This is a genomic window from Nocardia sp. NPDC101769, assembly GCF_044766925.1.
GTDB lineage: Bacteria > Actinomycetota > Actinomycetes > Mycobacteriales > Mycobacteriaceae > Nocardia.
On record NZ_JBIWMX010000055.1, the window covers coordinates 1 to 25,490 of the forward strand.

Annotated in this window: 28 protein-coding genes and 1 pseudogene; 18 read left to right on the forward strand and 11 right to left on the reverse strand. The window is 66.5% G+C overall.

From position 1 onward, the window contains the following. The first annotated feature begins 268 nt into the window (after positions 1 to 268). Entirely contained in the window at positions 269 to 538 is a 270-nt protein-coding gene (locus ACIRRA_RS42330; protein ID WP_402780514.1) for a hypothetical protein, read from the forward strand. Positions 539 to 745: 207 nt separating this feature from the next. Here ACIRRA_RS42330 and ACIRRA_RS42335 read toward each other — a convergent pair whose 3' ends face one another. Continuing rightward, on the reverse strand, positions 746 to 1,558 hold the full coding sequence (locus ACIRRA_RS42335; RefSeq protein ID WP_402780517.1) for an enoyl-CoA hydratase/isomerase family protein: 813 nt from the start codon (positions 1,556 to 1,558) through the stop codon (positions 746 to 748). Between the two features lie 146 nt (positions 1,559 to 1,704). Here ACIRRA_RS42335 and ACIRRA_RS42340 point away from each other — a divergent pair, with 146 nt between their 5' ends. Continuing rightward, positions 1,705 to 2,601: a TetR family transcriptional regulator gene (locus ACIRRA_RS42340; RefSeq protein ID WP_402780520.1), complete on the forward strand. Its 897-nt coding sequence runs from the start codon at positions 1,705 to 1,707 to the stop codon at positions 2,599 to 2,601. A gap of 15 nt (positions 2,602 to 2,616) precedes the next feature. Here the strand turns inward: ACIRRA_RS42340 and ACIRRA_RS42345 are convergent, their stop codons facing one another. The 4 genes from ACIRRA_RS42345 to ACIRRA_RS42360 form a co-directional block, all read right to left on the reverse strand. Then, positions 2,617 to 4,953, reverse strand: a complete 2,337-nt coding sequence (locus ACIRRA_RS42345; RefSeq protein WP_402780523.1) for a hypothetical protein — start codon at positions 4,951 to 4,953, stop codon at positions 2,617 to 2,619. After that, positions 4,950 to 5,276, reverse strand: coding sequence for a helix-turn-helix domain-containing protein (locus tag ACIRRA_RS42350; RefSeq protein ID WP_402780526.1), 327 nt, complete (start codon positions 5,274 to 5,276; stop codon positions 4,950 to 4,952). The genes ACIRRA_RS42345 and ACIRRA_RS42350 overlap by 4 nt, the downstream gene beginning before the upstream one ends. Then, entirely contained in the window at positions 5,273 to 6,397 is a 1,125-nt protein-coding gene (locus ACIRRA_RS42355; protein WP_402780529.1) for a tyrosine-type recombinase/integrase, read from the reverse strand. Before ACIRRA_RS42355 ends, ACIRRA_RS42350 begins: the two co-directional genes overlap by 4 nt. A 176-nt stretch (positions 6,398 to 6,573) precedes the next feature. Continuing rightward, on the reverse strand, positions 6,574 to 6,825 hold the full coding sequence (locus ACIRRA_RS42360) for a hypothetical protein (protein ID WP_402780532.1): 252 nt from the start codon (positions 6,823 to 6,825) through the stop codon (positions 6,574 to 6,576). 51 nt (positions 6,826 to 6,876) lie between these two features. Between ACIRRA_RS42360 and ACIRRA_RS42365 the strand changes: the two genes are divergently transcribed. Together ACIRRA_RS42365 and ACIRRA_RS42370 are read left to right on the forward strand one after the other, a co-directional pair. Further along, positions 6,877 to 7,047, forward strand: coding sequence for a hypothetical protein (locus tag ACIRRA_RS42365; RefSeq protein ID WP_402780535.1), 171 nt, complete (start codon positions 6,877 to 6,879; stop codon positions 7,045 to 7,047). Between the two features lie 22 nt (positions 7,048 to 7,069). Next, the gene (locus ACIRRA_RS42370; RefSeq protein WP_402780538.1) at positions 7,070 to 7,465 is read left to right on the forward strand and encodes a hypothetical protein; all 396 of its coding nucleotides are present in this window, start codon (positions 7,070 to 7,072) and stop codon (positions 7,463 to 7,465) included. A gap of 11 nt (positions 7,466 to 7,476) precedes the next feature. Here ACIRRA_RS42370 and ACIRRA_RS42375 read toward each other — a convergent pair whose 3' ends face one another. Continuing rightward, a complete protein-coding gene (locus tag ACIRRA_RS42375) occupies positions 7,477 to 7,734 on the reverse strand; it encodes a hypothetical protein (RefSeq protein ID WP_402780541.1) in 258 nt (85 codons plus the stop codon). A gap of 336 nt (positions 7,735 to 8,070) precedes the next feature. Here ACIRRA_RS42375 and ACIRRA_RS42380 point away from each other — a divergent pair, with 336 nt between their 5' ends. The 3 genes from ACIRRA_RS42380 (at position 8,071) to ACIRRA_RS42390 (ending at position 10,787) form a co-directional block, all read left to right on the forward strand. After that, a complete protein-coding gene (locus ACIRRA_RS42380) occupies positions 8,071 to 8,292 on the forward strand; it encodes a hypothetical protein (protein ID WP_402780544.1) in 222 nt (73 codons plus the stop codon). 442 nt (positions 8,293 to 8,734) lie between these two features. After that, a complete protein-coding gene (locus ACIRRA_RS42385) occupies positions 8,735 to 9,454 on the forward strand; it encodes a GIY-YIG nuclease family protein (RefSeq protein ID WP_402780547.1) in 720 nt (239 codons plus the stop codon). Positions 9,455 to 9,860: 406 nt separating this feature from the next. Beyond that, positions 9,861 to 10,787 carry an SMP-30/gluconolactonase/LRE family protein gene (locus ACIRRA_RS42390; RefSeq protein WP_402780550.1) on the forward strand — a complete coding sequence of 309 codons (927 nt, stop codon included), beginning with the start codon at positions 9,861 to 9,863 and terminating at the stop codon, positions 10,785 to 10,787. A 206-nt stretch (positions 10,788 to 10,993) separates the two neighbouring features. Here ACIRRA_RS42390 and ACIRRA_RS42395 read toward each other — a convergent pair whose 3' ends face one another. The 3 genes from ACIRRA_RS42395 to ACIRRA_RS42405 all read right to left on the reverse strand — a co-directional run bounded on the left by ACIRRA_RS42395 (position 10,994) and on the right by ACIRRA_RS42405 (position 13,076). After that, positions 10,994 to 11,602, reverse strand: coding sequence for a CGNR zinc finger domain-containing protein (locus ACIRRA_RS42395; protein ID WP_402780553.1), 609 nt, complete (start codon positions 11,600 to 11,602; stop codon positions 10,994 to 10,996). An 8-nt stretch (positions 11,603 to 11,610) separates the two neighbouring features. Continuing rightward, on the reverse strand, positions 11,611 to 12,675 hold the full coding sequence (locus tag ACIRRA_RS42400) for a YbfB/YjiJ family MFS transporter (protein WP_402780556.1): 1,065 nt from the start codon (positions 12,673 to 12,675) through the stop codon (positions 11,611 to 11,613). A 92-nt stretch (positions 12,676 to 12,767) separates the two neighbouring features. Beyond that, positions 12,768 to 13,076, reverse strand: coding sequence for a muconolactone Delta-isomerase family protein (locus tag ACIRRA_RS42405; protein WP_402780559.1), 309 nt, complete (start codon positions 13,074 to 13,076; stop codon positions 12,768 to 12,770). Between the two features lie 131 nt (positions 13,077 to 13,207). On the opposite strand from ACIRRA_RS42405, the gene ACIRRA_RS42410 reads away from it, so the two are divergent. The 5 genes from ACIRRA_RS42410 to ACIRRA_RS42430 all read left to right on the forward strand — a co-directional run bounded on the left by ACIRRA_RS42410 (position 13,208) and on the right by ACIRRA_RS42430 (position 16,977). After that, positions 13,208 to 14,125 carry a LysR family transcriptional regulator gene (locus ACIRRA_RS42410; RefSeq protein ID WP_402780562.1) on the forward strand — a complete coding sequence of 306 codons (918 nt, stop codon included), beginning with the start codon at positions 13,208 to 13,210 and terminating at the stop codon, positions 14,123 to 14,125. A gap of 123 nt (positions 14,126 to 14,248) precedes the next feature. Then, complete coding sequence (locus tag ACIRRA_RS42415; protein WP_402780565.1) at positions 14,249 to 14,962, forward strand: SDR family NAD(P)-dependent oxidoreductase; 714 nt, start codon at positions 14,249 to 14,251, stop codon at positions 14,960 to 14,962. Further along, positions 14,949 to 15,317, forward strand: coding sequence for a YybH family protein (locus tag ACIRRA_RS42420; RefSeq protein WP_402780568.1), 369 nt, complete (start codon positions 14,949 to 14,951; stop codon positions 15,315 to 15,317). The genes ACIRRA_RS42415 and ACIRRA_RS42420 overlap by 14 nt, the downstream gene beginning before the upstream one ends. Positions 15,318 to 15,596: 279 nt before the next feature. Next, complete coding sequence (locus ACIRRA_RS42425) at positions 15,597 to 16,184, forward strand: recombinase family protein (protein ID WP_402780571.1); 588 nt, start codon at positions 15,597 to 15,599, stop codon at positions 16,182 to 16,184. A 346-nt stretch (positions 16,185 to 16,530) separates the two neighbouring features. Next, on the forward strand, positions 16,531 to 16,977 hold the full coding sequence (locus tag ACIRRA_RS42430) for a hypothetical protein (protein ID WP_402780574.1): 447 nt from the start codon (positions 16,531 to 16,533) through the stop codon (positions 16,975 to 16,977). Here the strand turns inward: ACIRRA_RS42430 and ACIRRA_RS42435 are convergent. Next, the gene (locus ACIRRA_RS42435) at positions 16,962 to 17,147 is read right to left on the reverse strand and encodes a recombinase family protein (protein WP_402780577.1); all 186 of its coding nucleotides are present in this window, start codon (positions 17,145 to 17,147) and stop codon (positions 16,962 to 16,964) included. The two genes, ACIRRA_RS42430 and ACIRRA_RS42435, sit on opposite strands and share 16 nt — an antisense overlap. Positions 17,148 to 17,238: 91 nt before the next feature. Here ACIRRA_RS42435 and ACIRRA_RS42440 point away from each other — a divergent pair, with 91 nt between their 5' ends. Beyond that, positions 17,239 to 17,487 carry a hypothetical protein gene (locus ACIRRA_RS42440; protein ID WP_402780580.1) on the forward strand — a complete coding sequence of 83 codons (249 nt, stop codon included), beginning with the start codon at positions 17,239 to 17,241 and terminating at the stop codon, positions 17,485 to 17,487. A 55-nt stretch (positions 17,488 to 17,542) separates the two neighbouring features. Further along, a pseudogene (locus ACIRRA_RS42445) lies at positions 17,543 to 19,069 on the forward strand (ISL3 family transposase). A 218-nt stretch (positions 19,070 to 19,287) separates the two neighbouring features. Here ACIRRA_RS42445 and ACIRRA_RS42450 read toward each other — a convergent pair. Continuing rightward, positions 19,288 to 22,128, reverse strand: coding sequence for an AAA family ATPase (locus tag ACIRRA_RS42450; RefSeq protein WP_402780583.1), 2,841 nt, complete (start codon positions 22,126 to 22,128; stop codon positions 19,288 to 19,290). A gap of 116 nt (positions 22,129 to 22,244) precedes the next feature. On the opposite strand from ACIRRA_RS42450, the gene ACIRRA_RS42455 reads away from it, so the two are divergent. The 4 genes from ACIRRA_RS42455 to ACIRRA_RS42470 all read left to right on the forward strand — a co-directional run bounded on the left by ACIRRA_RS42455 (position 22,245) and on the right by ACIRRA_RS42470 (position 25,141). Beyond that, positions 22,245 to 23,390 carry an epoxide hydrolase family protein gene (locus ACIRRA_RS42455; protein ID WP_402780586.1) on the forward strand — a complete coding sequence of 382 codons (1,146 nt, stop codon included), beginning with the start codon at positions 22,245 to 22,247 and terminating at the stop codon, positions 23,388 to 23,390. Between the two features lie 37 nt (positions 23,391 to 23,427). Next, on the forward strand, positions 23,428 to 23,859 hold the full coding sequence (locus tag ACIRRA_RS42460; protein WP_402780589.1) for an MFS transporter: 432 nt from the start codon (positions 23,428 to 23,430) through the stop codon (positions 23,857 to 23,859). 52 nt (positions 23,860 to 23,911) lie between these two features. After that, positions 23,912 to 24,382: a hypothetical protein gene (locus tag ACIRRA_RS42465; RefSeq protein WP_402780592.1), complete on the forward strand. Its 471-nt coding sequence runs from the start codon at positions 23,912 to 23,914 to the stop codon at positions 24,380 to 24,382. A 168-nt stretch (positions 24,383 to 24,550) separates the two neighbouring features. Next, positions 24,551 to 25,141 (forward strand): recombinase family protein, encoded by a 591-nt coding sequence (locus tag ACIRRA_RS42470; RefSeq protein WP_402780595.1) that lies wholly within the window; start codon positions 24,551 to 24,553, stop codon positions 25,139 to 25,141. Positions 25,142 to 25,490: the final 349 nt, after the last annotated feature.

Consider the following 25,490-nt stretch of genomic DNA (forward strand, 5'->3'; position numbering starts at 1 on the left):
GAGCAACACGACGAATGGATCGAAGGCCGACGCTACCTCGGCCTCGACGTCCTGGCCCGCTCCCGCGGGCTGACACCCACCGACGAACAGGAGGACACCACACCAGCAGAACTCACCGCCTGACCGATATTTCGGATCACGCGGTGACCACCCCAGCTACACCACTCCCCGGGACTTGACCCGAGGCTGTCGGACGGGCTGGATACCCTCAGGGACAGCAGGGGTGTCACCATCGGCGAGCAGTGGGACGCACAAGGGGAGGCGCGGCATGATTCACCAGGTCCGCTACATCTGCACCAACTGCTCATGGGGTTGGCACGACACCCCGTACTGCCCGGTCCCTCCCCGGCAGCCGTTCCGATACACGCCCGGCCAGGTGCAGACCCTCGGTGAGATCCGCGCCCTGCGCGCCGCCGGGGTCCTCCCGAAGAGCCTGCGCGACGAAACCCGCTTGCGCTGGTGGATGCTGCCCCTCGGGTTCATCACGCTGTGCGTCTCAGCGATCCTGATCTCGCACCTGATCTCCTGGGCGATCTGACCTCTCGGTTCAGGGTGCACTCCGCTCGGCCACACGCCGCTCGCAGGCGCATTCGGGGTAATCCAGCGGCGGGGTGTACACCGTCGCGCCGCAGGACTGGCAACCAACACGTATTCGGTCCCTGCGGAATTCACCGCTGCGGATGTCCGACGCCTGCCCCGACGCAAGCTGACGCTGTGGGCTGGCCCGTAGTTCGCGTGCCGGGTATTACGCGTCGCGTGTGGTCATGCTCAGCAGTTGGTGGGCGTAGTGGTCGCGTAACTCGCTGACGAGGCGGCGCTGCCAGGCGCGAGCCATGACCGCGTGTGTGAGACGACGAGCCGTGCGGGGCACGGTCGTGATCTCCGCCGCCAGATCCAGTGCGCGAGTCAGCAGCTCGGCGCGGGGCAGCACCTCGTTCACTAGACCGAGCTGGCGGGCGTCCTCGGCGGGTATGCGCTGCCCCGTGTACACGATGTGGTTGGCGCGTTTGACGCCGACGAGATCGCGCAGCATCAGATACATGCCATCGCCGGGAACGGAGCCGGCGCGGAAATTACCGTCACCGAACGACACATCCGGCGTGCAGAGGGTCAGGTCGCACAGCAGCGGCAGCTCCATCCGTATCCCGGGCCCGTTGATCGCCGCGATGGTGGGCACATCGAGATCGAAGACCAGCCTTTCCAGGATCTTGATGCCATCGGTGTACTGCTCGTGGACGAGGTCGGGACCCCATTGCGACAGCGGTTGCGCGAACGATTCGGCCTCGACTCCGCCGATCCAGGCATCACCGGTTCCGGTGAAGACCACGACCTCGGTGCCGCGGTCGGCGCCGATGACCCCCAGCAGCAGATTCCACGCGTTCAGCAAGCCCCGGGACCAGATGGCCGACCCGTTGTTGTAGTGCATACGAACCACGAGGATGCCGTCGCGGCGCTCGAGTCGGAAATGTGGCGCGAATCGCGCCCGATATTCCTCGAACGATGTCGCGGAGATGAAGTTCCCCAGCCTGCGGTCTCGCTCGGCGATCGCTTCGGACATGACAGCCCCTCGCTCCTCGGATGGCACCCCATCCACTAAGTGGGGTAGTACCCCGTTTATGATGGAGAGGATACCAAGGAGGTAATGCGGTGGCAGACCGGCAACGTCGCGTTCGTTCCGACTCTCGAGCCAACCGAGACCGGATCGTGGACGCAGCCGCGCGCTTGTTCGGGCAGCGTGGGGTGGATGTGCCTCTGGACGAGATTGCTGTCGCCGCGAACGTTGGCTCGGCGACGCTGCATCGGCACTTCCGGGGCAGAGTGGAATTGGTTCACGCTGTGCTGGATACCAGGGCCGACCGGCTCGCCACCCGCTCGGACGAACTGATGACGTCGTCGGCCACGACGCAGATCGCACTGCGCGAATGGCTACTCGAGTTGATCGAGTTCACCACCTCGTTCCGAGGGCTCGCAGTCCTGCTCGCCGACCACGATGCAGACACCACGCTCGAGGACCGCCACCGCGCACTCACCGTAGCCTGCGCCCGGCTGCTGACCGCCGCCCAGGCTGACGGGCATATTCGGCCCACGATCATTGCCGGTGATCTGCTCAAACTCGCCCACGGCATCGCTGTGGCGGCCGCGGGATCGCCCGCCGCCGCCGCAGACATGCTTGATCTCCTCGCAGACGGACTACGAACTCCCACTGCTCGATGCGGAGCGCTTGATGCGCCGACAATCGGCCTGCCGGTTACCTCGGTGACCCTGCGTCACAAAGTGGATGACCTTCACGCCGCGATTCCGTTCTATGAACAGCTGACAGGTGAGACCGCTGACCTGTTCGAGTTCAGCGGGTTGCAGTTGGCGGCGGTCGGACCGTTTCTGCTGTTCAGTGGGTCTGAAGCAATCGCGGCGCGGTTCGAAGGGGTCGCAGCGACTTTGGTTGTGCGGGATCTGCTTCAGATCGTGGCGTCAGCGAAGAGTGCCGGCGCCAGCGAGATCTCTCCCGCGCAGCCCACTCCGAACGGTCTCCGCGCCGTTCTTCGCCATCCCGACGGCGCGGTCTTCGAGTACGTCGGAAGCGCGGACATACAGGCGCAATAGCTGTGCCAGGTGCCATCAGTTCCGGGGCGAAATGTCGGGCCGGTCGGCGGCGCGGAGTGCGATGTAGCCGTTCCAGTCGCGACGGGCCCTCAGCGTCCAGTTGGCGGCCGTCTCGTCTGCGATGCCAGCGATGCTGGCCAGAATCGGGGCGGGCAGGTCAGCGGCGAGAGTGGCGCGGGCGGTGTTGCGGCCGGCCTTCGGCGCGATGCCGTGCCGCAGGAGGCGGTTTCCGAGAGCGTCTGGATAGATCGGCTTGGACAGACTGAACCCGGGGAACAGCAGCTTGGCCGCTGCCGGATACGGAGCGAGAACGGTGTGGCGCCCAGGCCGCCGGACCGGAAGTCGCTGGAGCAGGTCAGCGAGAAGCGGTGGCAGGGGGATAGTTCTGTCACCGATCCGGAGGTAGCGGTTGCTAGCGTCTTCGACCAGCTGGTCGGCGCGCAGGGTGATCACCTCGGTGGTCCGGAGTCCGAACAGCAAGATCAGCGCGCCGGCGGCCCGGACATCGACCGGAAGATTGCTGTCGTGCAGGCACCGGTCCAGTTGCCGTACGTGGTCGGCGTAGGAGCTGAAGGTTTTGGGCTGACCGGATTTCGGTGCCGGGATGATGATCTCCGCCGGTGCGAGGTGCTTGCCTGCCGCCCAATGCAGGAAGTACCGAGCGAGGTAGCGCCGTGACGTTCCTCCGATGAGCCAGGCGTCAATGTCGTGCTGGGTGACCGCCGCCAGGTCGATCTGCTGGTCGTCGAGCCATCCTAGGAATTGCAGGGCTGTTCGGATGGTCCGGCGGACGTTGATGCTGGACCCGACAGTGAATGTGCCGCGGCGGTGCGCGCGGCGCCGGGCCCGGTGAAGGAGATGCCACTGGGCATACGGGCGGATCAGGCGGGCGTGATGAGTGGGGGCGGATTCGAGCAGGGCGTCGAGCCAGGGTGTGAGGCGATCGAGGTGGTCGAGCCGTTCAGGCAGGATGCCGGAATGCGTCAGCATCGCCCGCAGAACCTCGACCGCGCGGGCTGGCGGCTGTTGGTCGAGTAGCGCGTGTGTGATCGGTTCGCCGGTGGCAGCCAGATCCGCGAGCAACTGCGCCGCAGTGCTCTTTCGTAGCCAGATAAGGACACTGCGGGGTTTCTCGGCGGCCAGGAGTCTCTCGGTCAGCGGTACGAGGTGATCTGGGATCCGGCCGTCGGTGTCGCCGAGCATCGCCTGCAGCCGAACTTCGACGCAGCATCGGAAGCATCTGCCGGCCATGTAGTTTCGTCCTGCCTGGCCGCACCAAGTGCACTGGTAGTCGAATCGGCTCCCTGAGCAGGGGCCGCAGATCGGTTGCCCGGCAGTATTTTTGCCGATCAGTATCCGGAATCGCTCACAGTCGGCGCAGCTGGCGGGATGTTCTTTCGCCCGGGGGTAGCAGACCGCGCAGACCGGACCGATCGGCCAGGTGACAGTGATCAGCTTGTGCCGTCCGCAGAAGCAGCAGGCGGCGTAGGTTCGCCCCTTCGGCCGAGGCTCGCCCGGCGCGCGTTGCCGCAGAGCTGGTTTCGGTGGCTGGTGGGCGGTGAGGTTCTTCGCGCGCGGTGCCGGTTTGGCGGGGCGGGGGTGGGTGGTGAGGTACCAGCAGTGGTCGCAGAGGTCGGGATGGTGTGCGCCGATCGCGCGGACGGCGATCGGCTTGACGAGTCCGCACCGCCCGCAGCGGCGGCGGGGCAGGTGTGAGCGGCGGTAGCAGGTCTTGCAGACCGGGCCGGTGGCGGTGCGAGCGTGAGCCGGTCGGTCCTGGCCGCAGTCGATGCAGCGGTGGCGGGGACGTTCGGCGCAGCCTTGGCATAGCGGCCGGCCCTCGCTGCTGCGGGAATCCGGTGTCCGCATCCGGCCGCAGCCGCTGCATTCCCGGTGCAAGCGAGAGTCGCTGCGGTAGCAGCTCGAGCAGAGCACCGTGTCGCCATATCGGGCGACCGGCCGCCGGGTTCGGCCGCAGGCGGTGCAGATCGTCGTGCCGGGACCTTTGAAGTGGCAGGTCGAGCAGATGCGGCCGGCAGGACTCTGGTGTGCCAGGTCCCGATGGTGACCGCAGCTCGCGCACGGTGGCGGGGTGACCGGGTAGCCCTTCGCAGCCAGTAGGCGGGTCAGCCGCAGTATTCCGGCGGGGCAGTCCGGGCCGGGCGCGGTCAGCCCGTCGGGGTGCGAGGCGAGGTAGGTGTCCACCTGGCGGATCGTTCTCGACATGTCCACGTGGGCCTCGGCGAGTAGGGCCGCCCCATCGCCGGCCGCGACGGCGGGGACATCGCTCAGCAGGCGATCGGCTACGCGCTGCAGGACCGTCTCCGTCCGCCGCTGTGCCCGGGTGGTCATGCCTTCGGGTGAGGCCGGCGGACGGTGGTGCGGCGCGGTGACGGGGCGGGCCCGGCAGGGCCGCTGCCGGTCTTGCGGATCGTCGTGTTCGCCGCGCGGATCTCGATCAGATCGCCTGGGCCGCAATCGAGGATGTCGCACAGCGCGGCGAGCACGTCCATCGACATCCGCTGTGGCGGCTGGCTGACCAACCGCCACAGCTGTTCTCGGGACAGGGTTACTCCCCGCTCGGCCAGTGGCCCGGTCAGGTCCGAGGTCTGGAACATGCCGCGGTCGGCCATGAGCCGCCGTAGGTGCCACTCGTAGCCCATCTTCTTGATCACTTCGGGGCCTCCTCCCAGAGGTTGCGTTTGGCTAGTGCTTCCCGGACCAGCCGGGAACGGTATTCGTCGGAGACGTGGGTGTAGATCGCGGTCGTGCTCGCGTAGGCGTGCCCGACCTGGTCCTGCACGAACTTCTCCGGATACCCGAATTCGATCAGGTGAGTGATGTAGGAGTGGCGCAGACAGTGCAGGTCGAGCTCCGGTGCCAGGCCTGCAGCGTCACGGGCACCGGAAAACGCTTCGTTGACGCCGCGTACGGTCATCCGGCCGCACCGCTCGGTCGTCCACAGTGCTGGGTGGGCGCCGGCACCGAAGCAGGGTCGGACTTCCTCGAGGTAGTGGTCAACGATGTCGACGATCCAGTCCATCTCGGGCACCGTCAGCACGGTCCGTCGCTTCGGCGGCCCGCCTCGCGCCGACTTCCCGAAGCGTACGAACACCCCGCCGATCCGCCCGTAGTCCGGCATCTTCGGGTTGACGCGAAGGTCGGCCAGATCGAGCCCGGCCGCTTCGCGGCGCCGTAACCCGAAGGCGTAGACCGTTTTCAGCAGCACCGCGTCCCGCAGCGCCGGTACCGCGCCCTTACGGCCACGGCCGCGGATCTTCTCGACCTGACCGTCGGCGGCGTCGAACAGGTCCTGTACTTCGTCGTAGGTCAGGGCCCGTCGGCGCGGGTTGCCCTCGAACTCGCTGACATGGCTGACGGTGTTCCATTCGTGCAGGATCTGGGTCGGTGCCTGCCCAAACCGCTCCAGACACAACGCAACCCACCCGTAGCGCTGATCGGTCAGGTAGTCGCAGAACATTCGCAGCGCCAGCTGGTAGCCGCGAATCGTCGTGAACGCCCGCGGACACGGACCGGACACCAGGGAAGCGAACCATGCCTCGACCTCGGCCACTGTCCACTGCCACGGATACAGGCCGGAGAAGTCGGAGAACCGGCGCACCAGTGCGATCCGCTGCTGGACCGTGTCCTGTGCCAGGAACCGGGCGCGCTGCTGGTCGGCCCACCCCGAGATCATCGCCGTGTAGACCGCTGATTCCGGATCCAGATGCCGCACATTCGATGCGAGCGACAACTCCGCTGCGCGGCGTGCTGGATCAGCGTGAGGTTCGATCACCCCGATGTTGTATCAGACGCAACATTGTTGCATCTGATTTCGGGCGACAGACCTGCGGCAAGACCGCCTTCGGTACCGGCGTCGGAGCGATCACACCGGCGCTATGATGCCGTTTACCAGCATGATTGGTTGAGATCACGCATCTGGCTGCGCAGTTGCATCAGATGCAATATCGCCTAGTTCCGGCACTGGTGTGTCCGATGCCCGGTCCGTGTCGGGGAGCTCCCGTCGGCGGCGGCCGGCGCCGGGCACGGGATCCAGCCCACCAGGGCCTTGTTGTCTCCGAGCAGGGAGTGCCCGTTGTAGCAGCGCACCGGCACCGGTTCGCTCCACCCGCTCGCGGTGCGGACCAGCTGATCCGGGGACGCGGCCACGCCGTCGACCGCATAGAGCGGGCGATACCGGCGTTCACGTTCGGAGGCGGGCACACCAACACCCTAACGCCGCTATCGAACACCTGTTCGTATAGGCTCGGGTGTGTGGTGGCAGTCGGCGATCGGGTGAAGTTGGTCAGCAGCGGGGTGTCGGTGTTCGAGGTCCTCGCTATCGAGGGCGAGACCGCGACGGTGGAGTCCGTCGACAAGGACGCGCCCGGCTGCTACCCGTTCCCGACGCGCGTCACGGAACTGGTTCCGGCCCAAGAGGACTGAGACCCGACGAGGGACCCCTGCCGTGTTCGACGAGATCCCGGCCGCCCTGGCCGACGGCGAAGGGCCCGCACACCTAGCCACCGTGAGGGCGGCGGGCTGGCATGATCGGCGCATGCCGCTGCCACCACGGACGAAGGTCCGGCGGCCGGACCTGGCCGACACCACCGGCGGTGACCGCATCGGATGGGTGGCCCCGGAAGGGCACTACCCGACCGTCTACGAGGGCGACTTCCTGTCCTCGGTCGAAGACCCGAACGCCCGCCAGGTCGTGCAGTCCACGCCGCCGGATGCGGTCAACGACTGGATCGTGGTTTGGTGGCAGGGATTCCGCTACGAGGACGGTACCCGCGGGCCCGGGTTCTACCGGTGGGAGCCGGTCGGGTGGCTGGAAGTGCTCGAACTCCCTGATCCTCGGTAGCCCCGGTGCGGCTACCGCTCCCGGTGTCGGTCGGGCCCGAGCACGGGAGGGTGGTCCAGGGTGTAGACCCGGCGTGCCAGCACGGTGAAGGCCTCCCGGCTCAGCTTGTCCAGCTCGCTACGGCGGGCGCCGGCGGGGACGGCGGCCACCGCCTGGTCGAGGATGGCCAGTTCCCTGCGCAGTCCATCACGCTGGGCGGTCAGCGTGTTCGGGTCGATTGACTTCACATGGTCGATGAAGTCGGCGAATTCCTCTTCCAGGCTTCGCATTTCGCGCACCCCTCCCCGGTCGAACACGACTGGTCCAGGTTAGGTGATGGCCTCGCTGAGAGTGGCCAGCAGCTCAGCGCGTTGGCGGGCTGCTTCGGCGGTGGCGGCGTTGATGGTTGCCATGCTGGGTCCGTTGCTGTGCTCGCGCCTGGTAATCAACAGTCGACGAGTTCCTGAGCCACGCGACTGACTTCCTTTCTCTGTTTCGTGCCTGGACCAGGCTTGATTGGCGTTTCGATGCACTTGATCACCCGGGTGAAGTAGCCTCTGCGCGGCCGATCACTCTGCGGCCATACCGAAAGTTCTTCACCGAGAGTGAAGTCAAGGAGGCGTGGGTTGGCGCTGTCGGCGGTGCGGGACCTGCGCGAGTTCCGGGCTCCGGCGACCGATGACGAGATCGCCGTTTTCGAGCTCGATGTGCTGTCGACGAACGTGAGCAACCGCCCCAGTAGTGACCGCCCGCGAAACGGCGTGGATCGCAGTCGAACTCACCGCGAATCCGCGCCCGACGACGCGAACCAACGTGAGTTAGCGGTGAAATGCCTTCAGTTCGGCTGAACCCACGGCGGACTGCGGCGTAAGAATCGTGTCACCTGGTACACGAGGCCCAGGGCCGAGCGCCATCGCCGCCGGTCAAGCGAACTTCGTTGTTTTTCGCGCGTTTACTACCGGAACCCCTCGACGTTCAGGCGCGGCTTGCGCGGTGATCGCCTGTGCCCGTCGCCGGTCATCGGGGCGTCGTGCTGGCGCGCCGGTTTCCAACGCCGAATACGAGGCTCTGCTTTCTCCAGTCCAGAGAACTGTAGGTGACAAATGAGTGTGCAAGTGCAACAACGGGTTTCGGTGTCGGCGTAATCGGCCGATTCATACCATGTGGCCTGTTATATGTTGCGTGACAACGCTTTTCGTGTCGTTGGTGTATGTCACACTCGCGATTGTTCGTGGCGGTGAGGGATGGCCGCCGTGTGTTCAGTCTGGGTTCCAGGGAGGGATCGTTCTCATGGCATACATCTATGCGTTTCAGCTCGGCAATGACGACTTGTTCAAGATCGGTAAGACCTCGAACAGTCTGGAAAAGCGGCGCAACCAGTTGCAGACCGGGTGTCCGTCGACATTGACACTGTTCCGGTCGGTGTCCACCGCGACCGGCGCCGACGCGCTGGCCGGTGAGCAGTTCATCAAGCAGCGCTACGCCGCACGGCTGGTGCGCCCGCGCAGCGAGATCTTCCGGTTCACCCCCGCCGAGGTGGTCGGGGTGCTGGCGGCCGCGCAGGAGTACGTGGAGCGGGAACTGCCGCGTGAGAAGGCCGACAAGGCTGCGGTGGCCCAGCTCGAAGAGGCGTCCCCGGACGAGGAGGTGCTGGCGCCGACCGCGGACATGACGATGCTGCACCACCAGCTCCACGACATGCTCACCGAGAAGGCCCGGCTGGAAAACCAGGTCAAAGACGCCGAGAACGAGATCTCCCGGCTGACTGCGGCTTTGAAAATCGCGATCGGCAAGACCAGTGGCATCGCCGGTATCGCGATGTGGCGGATCGGCAAGTCCCGGGCCAGGTTCAACCCCGAGCGACTCCAACGCGAAGCCCCCGATCTGCACCAGCAGTACCAAACCCTGCAGTTCGACAGTGCCCGCTTCAAAGCCGACCAGCCGAAGGAGTACGAGAAGTACATGGACACCACACCAGTGCGGGTCTTCGAACTACTCGACGAATCCTGACCCTCACCTCGTCTGCGAAATACCGTGCGCGCCCGGCCGATCCCTCGGCTGGGCGCGTTGCATTCGGCCAGCCCGGCGGCGCGCCGGGCGGCAGGGCAGAGGGCGTCGGGCCTACAGGCTGTCGGTTTGCGTGGCACGCGAACCCGACCGTCGGCGGGGCGGCGGCGCGTGTGCTGGGGTAGGCATGGAGACCTCGCTCGCAGTGGGTGGCAGGACCGGTACGGGGGATTGAGACTGGTAAGGGCTCGTATTCGAGCTGGCCCGGTAGGAAGCGGAGGCAACTGTGTGGTTTCGGTTTTGCTCGGGTACCCGCCGCCCCTCGGCACAGCTAGCCATCGCCGCCCCAGTTCGCGGCATTGTTCGTCCTGATGACGAATGGGGCGACCGCCGACTAGCGTCTGACCGTGTGGGGAGAGTTGGGCGCGGGTTCGGCGCTGTCGGGTTTGTCGGGGCGCTGTTGGCGGGGACGGTGTCGGCGGCGGTGGCGCAGACCGACCCGGTGTCCGGGTGTGACGGCTGGCAGATGGACACCGTGGCACAGAATTTGGGCGACCTCGAGAACCTCGAAACCGACGGGCACGGCGGCTTCTACGTCTCGCCGCTGAACGGGCACAAGATTTACGACATCGACGCCGCCGGTGTAGTCACCGTAATACCCGACGATGCCGCCGCCAGCGCCATGGGGCTGCAGCGCGACGGCACCACGCTGTACATCATCGGCAATCTGGCCGACGGTACCGGCGTGCAAGCGCTGGACACCGAAACCGGCGCAATAACCAAGGTCTCCGGCCTGTTCGGCAACGGTCTGTTGCGGCTGCCGAACGGAGACCTGTTGACCACCTGGCTCGGCTACGAATCGCTGCCCCCGGCCGGCGTCAGCATCTACCACCACGACACCGGTGCGGTGCAAGCGAATTGGAGCCCGGTGCCACGCGCCGAGGGCCTGACACTGAGCGCCGACGGCAGCACCATCTACACCGACGACATCATCACCGGACTGATCTACCGGATCCCCGTCGCCGACCCGGTGCACTGGACCACGGTGGGCCGGCTCGACGGCCTGTTCCCCGGCGACGACGACCTCACCATCAGCCAGGCCGGAACCCTCTACGTCGCAGCCCATATCAAGGGCTCGATCGATCGCGTGGACCCGGCCACCGGCGCCACCTGTTCGATCGCCACCGGCTTCTCCCCTGGTTGGACCGGCCCTTCCTCGGTACGCATCGGCCCCGACGGCGACAACTGGGCCCTCTACGTCACCGCCTTCGACGGCACCTTCCGCCGCCTGCGCCCCCCGCCCGGCGTCGACCTCACCCCCACCACAGCCGGCTAACCATTCTCGCCTCCCATCGCACACAGAGAATTGTCCTGACACGGCAGGAATTTGGCTCCACACCAGGAACCAACCTCGTGAGACACCACAGCTAGCTGTGCCATCTCATCAGTTGGTGTCGGTGTTCGAGGTCCTCGCCGTCGAGGGCGAGCACGCGACGGTGGCCGGGTCGCCACGATGCTGTGGACAGTGTCGAGTGCGGTCCGCTACTGGTTTGTGTCGGGTTGGGTGGTGTGCCGGTGGTAGTGGCGTGCGGAGCGGGCCCGGTTGCCGCAGGCCGGTGAGCACCATTCCCGGCGTGGGTGGTCCTTGACGAAGTAGTTGAGGCAGCCTGGCGCGTGGCAGGCGCGCAGATCGATCCTTGTTGGGCCGGTGAGTAATTCGATGCCCTCGCGGGCGATCCCGGACAGCACACGCAGTGCCGATGTCGCCGGCCGCGTGGTTGCGCGGGAGAGTTGGCCCTCGCGCAACTCCAACTGGGGCACGACGGGTACGAGTGTGGCGGCATCGTTGATGGCGGCGATGGCATCGATGGCATCGGTGGGATCGGTGGGATCGGTGGTCGCCGCCGCGGCGGCGGGCCGAGCGTCATCGGTTTGCAGGGCTGCGAGTCTGCGCAGTGCATCACGCAGTGCGCGGAAGTCGCCGAGTGCGATCCGATCCGGCCCGGGGCTGTGGCCCGCGGCGAATTCCGGCGCGACCGCAACGAGCCAGGCATGCAGATTGGCGGGCGTGGTCAGTGCGTCGTGTACGCCGTGTCGATCGGCCCTGATGGTGTTCATCAACCGAATCGGCAGTGGTTCTCCTGGTGTCACGATGGCGCTCAGACGCGGTGCGGGATGAGAAGCGCGATGGCCGCCCCTACCACGATCGTCGCTCCTACCAGGAGTGCCGACTGGTAACCACTGTGCAGCACAGGCGCTGCGAGCAGCGGGCCCACGATCTGGCCGACCGAGTAGCCCATCGTGAGGTACGCGACCGACCACGAGGGACCCGTGGTCGCGCCCAGCGCAAGGGTGAGCGTGGTGATCCCGATGAACGTTCCGCCGAACAGAGCGGCCGCCACCAGCGCGGCGGACAGTCCCGGAACTGCTGCGGGCAGCGCAATCCCGACAGCCTGCACGACCAGTGCTGCGATCAGCACTGTGCGGTGGGAGACGAGCCGGGTCGATGTTGCCCACAACACCGCCGATGGGATAGCGGCCAGGCCGACGACGCCCCACGCCGCAGTACCCACCCAGCCGGGAGAGCGTTGTCCGATTGCCGCCACCAGGAACGTGCCGGCAATGATGTATCCCGCGCCTTCCAGCGTGTATGAGCCGAACAGCGCAGCCATACTCGCCAGCGAGCCTGATTTATGCACCGGCGAGGGCGCCGGCCCGCCACCCGATGACACCGCGGTCCGAAGGCCCCACGCCCCTCCTCCCAGAAACAACGTGAGCACGGCCGCGAGGCCCCAGGCCAGGCGCCAATCGCCGGCTGACCCGATCACCAACAGCAGCACTGCCGAGAACACGATGCCGACGCCGATACCACCGAAGCCCCAGCCCACCGACGCGGCACCGCCGGGAAGCCGGGCCAGCATGGTCGACACCGCGGTCACGAAGATCAGAGCGCTGGCGATGCCCGCGATCACGCGCAACGCGGCCCATCCACCCTGGTCCTGGGTCAACGGCATACCGGCCAACGAGGCCACCAGCACCAGCAGCGTCACGCGGAACACAGTCGTGGAGCGAGTGAGCCGTGGCCACACCATGGCCGCCACCGCACCGGCGAGATAGCCGGCATAGTTGGCGGTGGCCAGCGCAGCGCCGGCCTGTGCGGACAGACCCGCCTGCTGGTGCATGAGGGGCAGGATCGGGGTGTAGACGAAGCGCCCCAAACCCATTGCTGCTGCCAGAGCGAGACCGGACCGTGCGGTAGTGCGCCAGGGCGCCTCGGAAACGATCGTCGGTACCGGCTCGCGGATTCGGAGGCTCGTCACTGGAGGCGTCCCGGGTCGTTCGGGTGGGCCTGCAGCGGTGCGACATCGATGGTCATCCACGGGCGCAGGGGCAGCGTGTCGAGCACCTTGTGCTGCAGCTCCTCGAGCGTCGCCGCACACCAGATACCGATGCTGCGCAGCTCGCCGACCGGTCGCCATAGCCGGTAGAGGTTTCCGGCGGCAGCAAGCTCACGGGCGCGCACCTGCTCGGCGGCACGGCGGCGGGCGACCTCCTCGTCCGGGGTGCCGTCGGGGATTGTGGTGATGATCTGAACCAGGAACTCCTGCATGACCTCTCGCCTCATTTGCTGTCCGTGTCCCACCGGACGGTTCCGGCGGGACACACTGATCGTGTCCGCGGACTGTCCGCCACCGCCACGACCGGCTTCCTCGCGACTGTTAGGCAGAGCCTCCTACCGGCGTACGCTCGTGAGCCGTGGAACTTCGCCAGCTCCGCTACTTCGTAGCGGTCGCCGAGGATTTGAACTTCAGTCGCGCCGCCGAACGACTGCTGATCGCGGGTCCTTCGCTGTCGCAACAGATCAAGGCGTTGGAGCGCGACCTCGGAGTCCGCCTGTTCGACCGGGACCGACGCTCAGTGGCTCTCACCCCGCAGGGCGCTGCACTGCTGCCCGATGTGCGCGAGCTATTGGAGCGCAGTGCAGCGCTCGAGCGTCGCGCCACCGCCTTGTCGGGCTCCGCGCCGGTCCGGCTCGGCTACGTCAACTGGCTCCCGCCCGACCTGTCCCGGCGGACCGCTGCGGTCGCGCAGGTGCACGTCGATGCGTGGGTCGCGCCGTCGCACACCCAGGCCGCGCGGGTGGCGGACGGCAGCCTGGATCTCGCGGTGTGCTGGCTGACCCGCGACGACCTCGAGCGGCTGGGCCTGCGCGCCCGGTTGATCGGCGCTGACCGGCTCTACGCGGTGGCACCGGCCGGACCGTCGGACCCCATACCGGCGGCGCGCACCACGGTGCTCATCGACGCGGACGTCACGTCCTGGTCGTCGTGGAATGTGTTCGCCCAGCACCTCGTCGGCGATCTGGGCGCGCGGGGCGTGGACATCACCGACAGCGGCATCACCGGCCCTGCGTTCTTCGACCACGTGCGGCGCTCGGACCGGCCGATCATCAACTCGCCCAAGGGGCAGACCACCCCGATCCCGCGCGACCTCATGCGCCGGGAAGTCGTGTCGCCGCGCGTGTTCTGGACGTGGTCGCTGGTGTCGCGGGCCGACGAGAACCGGCCGCCGGTGCTCGCCGCGATCGACGCCCTCACCGCCGGCGCGGATACCGATCCAGGCCTCGGCGCTGAAGATTCCTGGGTGCCATCGGTGGACCCGCACGCCCGCTGAGATGCGGTGGGAGGAACCGCCTTCCACGATCGAGGAAGGCGGTCGAACCGATCGGGAGTTTCTCGCTTCGGGGTCCGGTTGCTGCGGGTGACCGACCGGACACCACGAAAGGAACCGACGATCATGAGCAACTCCAACCCCGTCGTCATCGTCACCGGCGCATCCCAGGGCATCGGCGCCGGGCTCGTCGCGGGCTACTACAAGCTCGGCTACAACATCGTCGCCAACTCGCGCACCATCGGTGAAATCGACGATCCACGAATCCACACCGTGGCCGGCGACATCAGCGTTGCGCGCGTGGGCCGGTCACTGGTCGACGCCGCGGTGGCGCGGTTCGGCAGGGTGGACACGCTGATCAACAACGCCGGTGTCTTCATCGCCAAACCGTTCACCGAGTACACCGACGACGACTTCGATGCGGTCACGGGCGTGAACCTGCGCGGCTTCTTCGACGTGACGCGGGCTGCGATTGCGGCAATGGAGTCGCAAGGCCACGGCGGTCACGTCGTCAACGTGTCCACCACACTGGTCGAGCACGCGCTGGCGAAGGTGCCCTCGGCGCTCGCCTCGCTCACCAAGGGCGGACTGACAGCCGTGACGAAAGCTCTGGCCATCGAGTACGCCGCCCGCGGCATCCGCGCCAACACCGTGGCGCTGGGCATCATCCGCACCCCGATGCACCCCGAACAGACACACGATCTCCTTGACTCCCTGCACCCGCTGGGTCACATGGGCGACATCGACGACGTGGTCGACGCCGTCCTCTACCTCGAACAGGCGAAGTTCGTCACCGGCGAGATCCTGCACGTCGACGGAGGCCAAAATGCCGGGCACTGAAGACATTCTGCGCACTCTGCTCGACGAGTGGAAGGCAGGCATCGACGCACACGACCCCGGCCGAGCCGCCGCGGTCTTCACCGAAGACGCCATCTTCCAAGGCCTGCACCCCCACAGCACCGACCGCCAGGGCGTATACGACTACTACAATTCGCAGCCGGTCGGCCTCACGGTGAAATACCACTTCCACGAGACCCGTCGACTCTCCGACAACATCGCCCTCGCCTACCTACGAACGGACTTCACCCGCCCCGACGGAGTAGCTCTTCCGCTGAACCTCGGCCTTCTCGCCACCAGAAACACCGATGGCCAATGGTTGATCACGTTCTACCAGGTCAGTGCCGTCGTGGAGTGACCAGCCCGGTCAGCCCGCCGGCTCGGTAACCGGCAACGACCCACCCGCGACCGATTATCCTGTGCGATAACGTATTTCGGGCTCTTCCGGTTGCGGGTGGGCAAGGGACTTCAGCAGCAACCTCCTGCACCACACCACGGGATACTGCATGACCCCGCCTGCAACTACGCGCAATTATCGTGGCCCTGAATCGCCCCGCAGAAAGTCGGCGCGCTGGCACTCGGCGCACCAAACTCGGCAGTTGCAGACGTTCCGCCGGCCTCGGATCGGCACGGCCAGTTGATCTTCCGATGCCCCACGCCGGCCGGTTCGGTCAGCGCGGTATGCGGCATTGCCCCCGGCGGCGTCGAGTTCCACCGCGAGGCCGGTTGCCAGAAGGTGTTCTCCGACAAGAAGTCCGGCAAGAACGTCGAACGCGAGGAACTGCACAAGTGCCTCGACTACCTGCGGCCCGGCGACACCCTGGTCGTGCCCGCGCTGGATCGGCTCGGCCGCTCCCTGCAGGACCTGATCACGATCGTCGCCGGACTTCGTAAGCGCGGCATCGGATTCCGGTCCCTGCACGAAGCACTCGATACCACCACCCTCGGCGGGCGCCTGGTGTTCCACGTCTTCGCCGCGCTGGCCGAGTTCATCCGCGAGCTGATCGTCGACGGCACCCACGAGGGCCTGGCCGCCGCCCGCGCCCGCGGTCAGCGCCTGGGCCGCCCGCCGGCCATGAACGCCGAGCAGATCCGCCAGGCCCGGGCAATGCTCACCCGGCCTGACGAATCGGTGTCTTCGATCGCCCGCATGCTCGGGGTCTCGCGCTCGACGATCTACAAGCACGTGCCCGAGATCACCGCTGTGTCGCGGGTTGCCGACTGATCTCCAGGCCAGCCCCCGCACCGCGGACAACCAGAGGGCGAAAGGGCCATCCACCGTGTTCTCGGCCGCGAATCACTCGTTGGTGTGAAATGCCGTTCCCGGTCGGGACTCAGTTGCCCGGCAGATCCCTGCGGCCCCGCCCTGAGCCAGCGGAAGCCACCGAAGGGGTCGACGATCGGATACGCGTTTGCGCGGCGAGATCCAACGAGCCGAGACCTCGCCGCGCAAGCAATCCACCACAACCCATCCCGGTCTGGCGCCCACGATGGCGCCTCGGCCCGAAATCCGCGCCGCTCGACGACGTCGCTGCACATCAGACCTGTACACCGCGCGGTCCGGTCACGATTTGTTCAAGATCATCCGGGCGGGTGCGGGCGCACAGTTAGGCTCGACTGCCAGCGTTTTCGTGGTCGACTACACCCTCGGGGAGTGCATGATGGCGAAACGGTTCGACATGGCGGTACGCGAGCCCGAGCGCATCCACAAGACCAGCAAGCAGGAGCGCGACAAGATCCGCGCGGCCACGCCACTGCTGGGATGGACATTCGTGGCCGCCTACGAGGACAAGGTCTGCACCGGCTGGCACACCATCATCGAAACGGTCACCGACGCCGGGTGGTCCGACGTGATCGACGCCTACAGGGACAAGACCGGGCTCGATATCGGGGCGATCGGCGTACCCGAGGACTACCCGTTCCCGGACATGCTGGCCCACGACCGCTGGGTCCTGCCCACTACCCAACAGCACTGTGGTCCGCCACCGAACAGCACTGGTGGTCACCCGTCCGGGTGATGGTGCGCCGCAACCGATCCGCCCCACATGATGCCTTGCTGGAACAGATCGTTGAGCACGATCAGGCCTTCGAGCAGGTTGCGGCCGAGGCGGTCGGCTTCCTGCACGGTGAGCATGTCGCCGGGCCGCATGTAGTCCAGAGCGGCCAGCAGGCCGGGCACCGCGACCACGCCGCCGGTTCACGCCCAGATCTTCCTGGCGAGTAGCCCAGCAGAAGGTCAGAGGTGACGATCGGGGTCCATGCGGTGGCGCAGGATGCTCATGATCTCGACGCAAACGCCCGCGATGACGGCCATGATGAACGAGCAGCCCGGTCGTGACATCGCCAGCTACGGCGAGATGCTCAATGCCTTTGTAAGCAACGCGGCCCCAGGGCCCCAGATGCCCACCCCGGTGCTGTGGCCCGAAGTGCCTGCAGACCTTGCCGCAACGTTTCTGCAGCTCGATAGGCTGAGGCTGAGGGCAACACTTCTTCCGGACAAGGTGAATCCGGGGGGACTGTCGGATTAACGGCTGTGTCCCTTTTTCGGTGGCGACTGTGCGCCGTTGACGGCACGATGTACCGGTGGGTGAGGTGAATGTGCCTGCCGCCGTGGTCTTTTCAGGGTTGTGGCCGTTGGTGGTCGAGGATGTGGTCGATGAGGGTGAGCGGATCCTGGTGCGGGCGAGGACTCCGGGTGGTCCGGCCGCTTGTCCTGGCTGCGGAACAGGCTCTGTGCGGCTGCATGCCTACCACCGCCGGACTATGGTCGATGTCCCGCTCGATGGTCGGACGGTGGTGCTGCAGGCCCGTGTCCGCCGCCTGGTGTGCCCGACAGCGAAGTGCTGCAAGACATTTCGAGAACAGGTCCCCGGCGTACTGGATCGCTATCAGCGCCGCACCACACGGATGACCCGCCAGGTGCGGTCGGTGGTGCGTGAGCTGGCCGGGCGGGCCAGCGTCCGGCTGCTGTCGCAGATGGCGTGCCGGTTGTCGCGCCACACCGCGATCCGGACGCTGCTGCGCATTCCGCTGCCGGACCGGCCGGTGCCGAAAGTGCTGGGTGTGGACGATTTCGCGCTGCGCCGCGGGCAGAGCTACGCCAGCGTATTGATCGACGCCGCTACCCATGAACGCATCGACATACTGCCCGATCGCAAGTCCGACTCGTTGCGCACCTGGCTGGGCGAGCACCCCGGCGTCGAGATCATCGTGCGTGACGGCTCCACTGCCTATGCCGAAGGCGCTCGGCGGGCACTGCCCGAAGCAGTGCAGGCATCCGACCGCTGGCACCTGTGAAACGGACTGGGGCGCGTGGTGGAGAAAGCTGTCGTCGCCCACAGCGTTTGCTGGGCTGCGCACGGACCCAAGCGCCAGCAGCTCACACGCGAGCAATCCACCATCGAGCGCTGGCAGGCCATCCATGATCTGCTCGACCAGGGTGTCGGCCTGCTGGACTGCTCGCGCCGACTGGGTTTGGCGCTCAACACCGTCAAGCGATATGCCCGAGTGCCCGAGCCAGACCGGATGCGTCGTCCACCTCAGTATCGGGCCTGCCTGGTAGACCCCTATCGTGATCACCTGCGTGCTCGTCGCGCCGCCGACCCCGGCGCCCCGGTCCTGCACCTGTTCGAGGAGCTGAAAGCACTCGGCTACACCGGCAGCCTGAACCTGCTCTACAAGTACATAAATCAGGGCCGTCACCTCAGCGACCGGATCGGGCCCTCGCCCAAACGACTCACCAGCTGGATCATGACCCGCCCGGCCGAGCTGCCCGCCGAGCGCCGCACGCATCTCGACGAACTCCTCGCCACCTGCCCCGAAATGACCGCTCTCGCCAAGCTCGTGCACGAGTTCGCTCGAATCATGAGCAACCGCCTCGGCAGCGAGCTCGACTGCTGGATGAAAAAGGTCCGCGAATCCGGACTGCCAGAACTCGAACCCTTCCTGACCGGTCTCGATCAGGACCATGACGCCGCCGTCGCCGGCCTCACCCTTCCCTACAGCAGCGGCCCGATCGAGGGCGTGAAAACGAAGACCAAGCTGATCAAGCGGCAGATGTATGGCAGGGCCAGCTTTCAGCTACTCCGTCACCGAATCCTGTTGGCATAGTTCACTATCCGACACCACCGAAAGAGGGACAGAGCCATTTTAACGGCTCTGTCGCACTTTCGGTGGTGAGGCTATCCGAGCAGGATCCGGTGCCTGAGAAGCTGGAATCCTGCGCGGCCGTACATTCGCCGTTTGAGGGGTTTGGTTTTCGTGTTGACGCCTTCGCAGGTACTGACGCTGATCAACTCGAACCACCCACGGACACCGGCCGCGCGGTGTCAGTCGGTATCGAGAAGATTGTGTTGTCGAGCGATGACGACGGCCTCGGTGCGGCTGGCGACGCCCAGCTTGGCCAGGATGCGGGAGACGTGTACGCCCGCGGTGTTGGCGCTGATGAACAGTTCACCCGCAAGTTGGCGGTTGCTCATCCCCGTGGCAAGCAACCGCAGCACATCGAGCTCGCGAGGGGTGAGGCCGAATGACACGGTCGATCCCGGCCCGCGGGGTACGCCGGGGGCCTTGTCGAGGGCGAGCCTGGCTCGTTGCGCAATCCGCTCGATCGTCGCCGAAAGTGGCTTCGCGTCCAGGGCTACGGCGATGTCGGCGGCGGCATTCAGGACTGTGACGGCGGCCGCCCGATCGCCGTCGGCCACATGGGCTTGTCCCGCGCCGACCAGGCACCGGGCTTGCTCGTAGGGCTGTTCCAGTCCCTGCCACGCCGCCGCGGCGGCGACCCAGTGGGTGGCCGCTGGATCGCGGTGCGCGAGGTAGACAGCACGATGTGCGGCGTCCAGCGCCGAGACCACGGGTAACGAACCTGCCAGCTCATGCAACTCGCCCGGTGCGTCGGGAATCCGGGCGGCGAGAACCAGCAGCGGCCAGGCGTCATGGGGGTGCGCGCCGAGCGTCGCAACCAGGTCATCCGGAGCGGCCGCTGCGGCGAGTAGCCCGGCGGCGCCGACAATGTCATCGCTTTCGAGCGCGATGAGGCATTGCAGGGCCTTCAATTGCAAACGGTATGGTCTGGCCCAGCCACCGCCGACGAGTAGCTGCGCGGCTTCGTCCGCGCTCTGTCGCGCCAGGGCCATATCGCTTTGCGCCAGAGCAATTTTGGCGATGCAGATCAGCATCGCGGCGCGATGCAGGGGCAGTTGTTCCAGGTGTAGGTCGTCGACCACGTCACGCGCCTGCGACCAGTGCCCCAGCGCGTAGAGCGCCTGCGACCATTTGACCAGGAGTATCGGGGCCGCTTCGGCGAACCGATAAGTATCGTGCGCAACCCGCAGGCCCTGCTGGATCACCTGGATCGCGTCGCGGTAGCGACCGTCGACCAAGAGCACCGTCGAGTGAAACGCGGCCACATCGACGAGCGTCGCCGGATCGCCGGCCGCGCGGGCGGCGGCCGCCGCTTTTCCGAAAAAGCCGTCGGCGACGTCGAATCGATCGGAGGTCGCCAAGCCGAGGTAGGCGTACGCGCGGGCGGTCAGCGCCGTATCGCCGAGTTCCGCGGCGATACGTATCGCCGCGTCCGCATCGCGCGCAGCATCTGCGGCATTGCCGTTGAAGACGTGACTCGCCGCTCGCTGGGCGAGTATCTCGCCGCGCAACGCATCCGGCCGATTGGCGGGCAGCAGCCGCAAGGCACGCTCCAGGTCCGCGCCGGGTCCGATTCCGGTCTGGCCGCAGAGGTAGGCCCGGCGGTAATGCAGTTCGGCGGCGCGCCGCGGCGCGGCATCGACATCGATCAGCGCCAACGCGGCGTCCGCCGCGGCAATGCCTTGCTCCGGCGCACCGCTGCTCGCGGCGGCGTCGATAATGCTTTCCAGCACGGTCGATTTCGAGGCATCGTCGGTCCTCTGATTCGGCGCGACCCGATCCCACAGAGCAAGCACCCGCGTGAGATGGCGCAGGGCCTCCGGGTAGGCCGCGCCGCGAGTCGCGAGGGCTGCGGCCCGAGACGACGCTGCCAGCGCCATCGGAAGATCGCCCGCTGCCATGGCATGGTGGGCCAACTCCGCGCTGTGGCTCTGCTCGGGCGGCAAGTCCGCCTGGGCATCGAGCGCCCGGACCAATCGGGCGTGCATCTGGACCCGCTCGGCGGGCAGCATGTCGTCATAGATCGCTTGTCGGATCAGCACATGCCGAAATTCGTATCCGGTGTCTGTAGTCACCAGCAGCTGTCGGCCGATCAGCTCCCGCAACACGTCGTACAGGCGTGGCTGGGATAGTTCCGTCGCCTCCGACAGGAGCCCATGCCGGACGGGCGACCCGATGACCGCCGCGGCGCGCAGCACGGCCCGAGGCTCGGCGGCCAGCCCGATCTGGAAACCGAGCAACAGCTCGGCGGCCGCGAGCGAAGTTCCGTCCGGCGCCTGGCCGATCGCCTCGACGAACAGCGGGTTCCCCCCGCTACGCTCGAAAGCTCTTGTGACGAGCCGTGATTCGGGTTCGCACCCCAGCAGGGACGCCAATTGCCTGCCGACCTCGTGCTTGGTGAACGGGTGCAGACCGAGTGCGACCACGCCCTGGTTGCGGTGCAATTCGCTGATCAGCGCCCGCACCGGCTCGGCATCGGTGCGGCGGTAGGTGCCGACCAGCGTGATATCGCCATCGGCGAGATTGGCCACCAGGAAGGTCAGCAGCGCTCGGCTCGAATCGTCCACCCAGTGCAGGTCCTCCAGCACCAGCATCAACGGCTGCCGGGACGCGAGATGCTCGAGCAGGGCGAGAACTTCGCCGAACAACCGGACCCGATCGGTGTCGGCGGCGGCTCCGCCGACCCGAGCGGCAAGTTTCGGCAACCAGTTGGCCAGGGCCGGGCTCGGCGGCAGCGTCGCGGCGACCTCCTCGACGCCACGCAGCCGCAGTAGAGTTCGCATCACGGCGACGAACGGCGCGAACGGCACCGCGTCGGACCCGATTTCAGGGCACCGACCGATCAACGTCACCACCCGATCGCCGAGTCGATCCACCACCTCGGATACCAACCGCGACTTACCGATACCCGCTTCACCGTCGATCAGCACGGTGTGGATCCGATCGTCGAACACTGCCTTCAGCAACGCCGTCGCTTCACTCGCCCGACCGACAAAAGCCCGGGCGCCCGGAGGATTCACCACCGAGTCATCCTGTTACATCCGATGAGGAAGGGCAATGTCGTTACAGCACACGACCGCCGGGGAATAACGAATATTCGTGATTCGGCTACCGGGTCTTTACGAGAACTGTCAACAGCATGGCAAACACAGACATCCGCCCCTTCCGCATCGATGTGCCCGAGTCCCGGCTCGACGACCTGGCCGACCGGCTTCGTCGTGCCCAGTGGCCGAACGAACTGCCCGAGGTGGGCGACAGCTACGGCGTCCCGAACAAGCGGGTCCGAGCTCTGGCGAAGTACTGGTTGGAACGGTTCGATTGGCGGGCACTGGAGGCGAGGCTCAACGCCTACCCGCAGTTCACGACCGAAATCGACGGTGCGAGTATCCATTTCCTGCACGTGCGTTCGGAGCGGCCCGACGCCATCCCGGTGATCCTCACCCACGGCTGGCCGGGGTCGGTCCTCGAGTACATCGACGTCATCGCCCGGCTCACCGAACCCCAGTCGCCCGAGGACCCCGCCTTTCACGTCGTGATCCCTTCACTGCCCGGCTTCGGATTCTCCGGCCCCACCCGCAGCATCGGCTGGAATCGGTTTCGCACCGCCGCGGCCTGGGTGGAGCTGATGAACCGGCTCGGCTACTCGCGATACGGTTCGATCGGCAACGACGCGGGCTCCTTCATCGCGCCGGAGATGGGCAGGCTCGCACCGGAGCAGGTGATCGGCGTCCATGTCACGCAGCTGTATTCGTTCCCGTCCGGCGATCCGGCGGAGATGGCGGAGCTGTCCGATGACGACCAGGCGGCGCTGGCACATCTCGACTGGTTCGCCGAGAACAAGATGGCCTTCAACACCCTGCACAGCCAGCAGCCACAGACCCTGGCCTTCGCGCTGGCCGATTCGCCGGTGGGCCTGCTCGGCTGGAACGCTCAACTGTTCGGCGAATCCCTCGACGAGGATTTCGTGATCGGCAACGTAGCGATCTACTGGCTCACCGACACCACCGGATCCTCGATCCGCTTCTACTACGAAGACGCCCACACCACCACCCAACCCACCGAACCGACCACGGTGCCGACGGCGTTGGCGATGTTCAGCGGCGACTTCCAGTCGATCCGTCGTTTCGCGGAGCGCGACCACAAGAACATCGTCAGCTGGAACAGCTACGACACCGGCACCCCGGGCGAGGTCGGCCCGAACGATGCGGGCGGACACTACGCGGCACACGAAGCGACCGACACGCTGGTCGACGACATCCGCCGTTTCTTCGGCCAACTTTCCTGAACCCGCGAATCCGCGTCAACCGCATAGGAATTTCGTCATGACTGTCATCGAAGCCCCCATCGAGGCCGAGGCCGAGGCCGAGGCCGCGGGCGCGCCGCGACGCTGGCTGGGTTTGTTCGCGATCCTGGCGGCCACGTTGATGAATCTGCTCGACACCAGCATCGTCAATGTGGCCTTGCCGGCCATCCGCCACGACCTCGGCGGGTCCTACTCGACGATGCAATGGACCGCCGCCGCCTACACCTTGGTGATGGCTGCCGGTCTGCTCACCGGCGGCCGGCTCGGAGACATGTTCGGCCGTCGGCGGATGCTGCTCGGCGGGTCCGTCGGTTTCGTGCTCGCCTCCGTGCTGTGCGCGGCGGCGATCTCGCCGGAAATGCTGATCGGCTCCCGCATGCTCCAGGGCGTCTTCGCCGCGGTCATGGTGCCGCAGTGCTTCGGCCTGGTCAGGGACCTGTTCCCCCGGTGAGGACCAAGCCAAGGCGTGGGGCGTCTTCGGACCGGCGATCGGCCTGTCGACCGTGCTCGGACCGATCATCGCCGGCCTGCTCATCAAGGCCGACCTCTTCGGCACCGGGTGGCGCATGATCTTCCTGATCAATCTGCCGCTCGGCGCCTTCGCGGTGTTTGCCGGGGGCAAGACGCTTCCGCACGGTTCCGGGAACCAGGCCGGCGGGTTGGACGTGGTGGGCATGGTGATCGCCGCCACCGGCATGGGCCTGCTGATCTACCCGCTGGTACAGGGTCGCGAGCTCGGCTGGCCGACCTGGAGTCTGCTTATGCTCGGCGCGGCGGTGGTCGTCCTGGCCGTCTTCGTGCTGCACCAACGTTCCCGCACGGCGCTGGGCAACATTCCACTGGTCCGCCTGAGTGTGTTCCGCCGCCGGTCCTACGGGGTCCCGGTAGTAATCGCCGAAAATCCAACGATGTTCGGCATAGCCACTGATCAGGCTGGACAGAGAGTTGGGTCTGGTCACTCGCATCAGCTGTGAGCAAGTCGCATCCGATGCGATCCCCCGTGGGGCATGTCCGCAGACCTTCGTTCGCGAGACACTTTGGGGTGCTGACGGTTCCCGCAGGTCGGATCCCGTCAAATCTGTAAAGGTTGCCGTGTACGCGCCAATGTCAACCTGTCGGGGGTTCGCAATACACTGCGCCGCATGCGAATCGGCTATGGGCGGGTCTCCACCCGCGATCAGCATCCCGAGGCCCAGCACGACGCACTCACCGCGGCCGGCTGCGAGCAGATCTTCATCGACAAGGCCTCGGGCAAGCTCGCCTCCCGACCGGAGTTGAGCAAGGCACTGCTGGTGGCCAACCGGCCCAACGACCAGCTGGTGGTGACCAAGCTCGATCGGCTCGGCCGCTCCCTCGAGCACCTGATCGAGCTGTCGAAGACTTTGCAGGACCGCGGCGTGGACCTGGTGGTACTGGATCAGGGCATCGACACCTCCACCGCTGTCGGGCGCATGTTCTTCCAGATCCTCGGCGCGATAGCCGAATTCGAGCATGCCCTGATGAGCGAACGCACCCGCGACGGCCTGGCCGCCGCCCGCGCCCGCGGGCGCACCGGCGGGCAGAAGCCCAAACTCGGCCCCCGGCAGGTGGATCTGGCGCGGCAGATGTACGACGAGCTCGACGAGCGTGGCAAGCGCCGCTACACCGTCGAGCAGATCGCGGCCGAGTTCGGCGTCACCCGACCCACCATTTACCGGCATCTGTCTTCTGCCGCAGCGGAAATGGAGGCGTGACCCCGGCTGGGCCGGCCGGAGTGACACCATCACCACCGACGTCGTCGAAACCGCCCGCAGCACCCCTCGTCATCGGTGCCACCTGGCGCTGCGAGAACACCGCCATCTACCGCTGCGAATCACAACCAGGGCCTTCAGCTTCGGCCGGTGAAGTGTCCACCATCGTTTTAGAGACAAGGAGAAGGGTGCGTCCGCCAATGCCGATCCACGGTCACAAATTGTGAAAAGTCAACACTGAATCGCCCCGGTTTCGGTGCCAATGCCGTTAACTTTGGCCGTTTGCCGAGGTCGGGCGTGTAGTCGGTGCCGACTCCTCTCTCTTGTGAGAGTTGCTGTGGGGCAGTTGTTT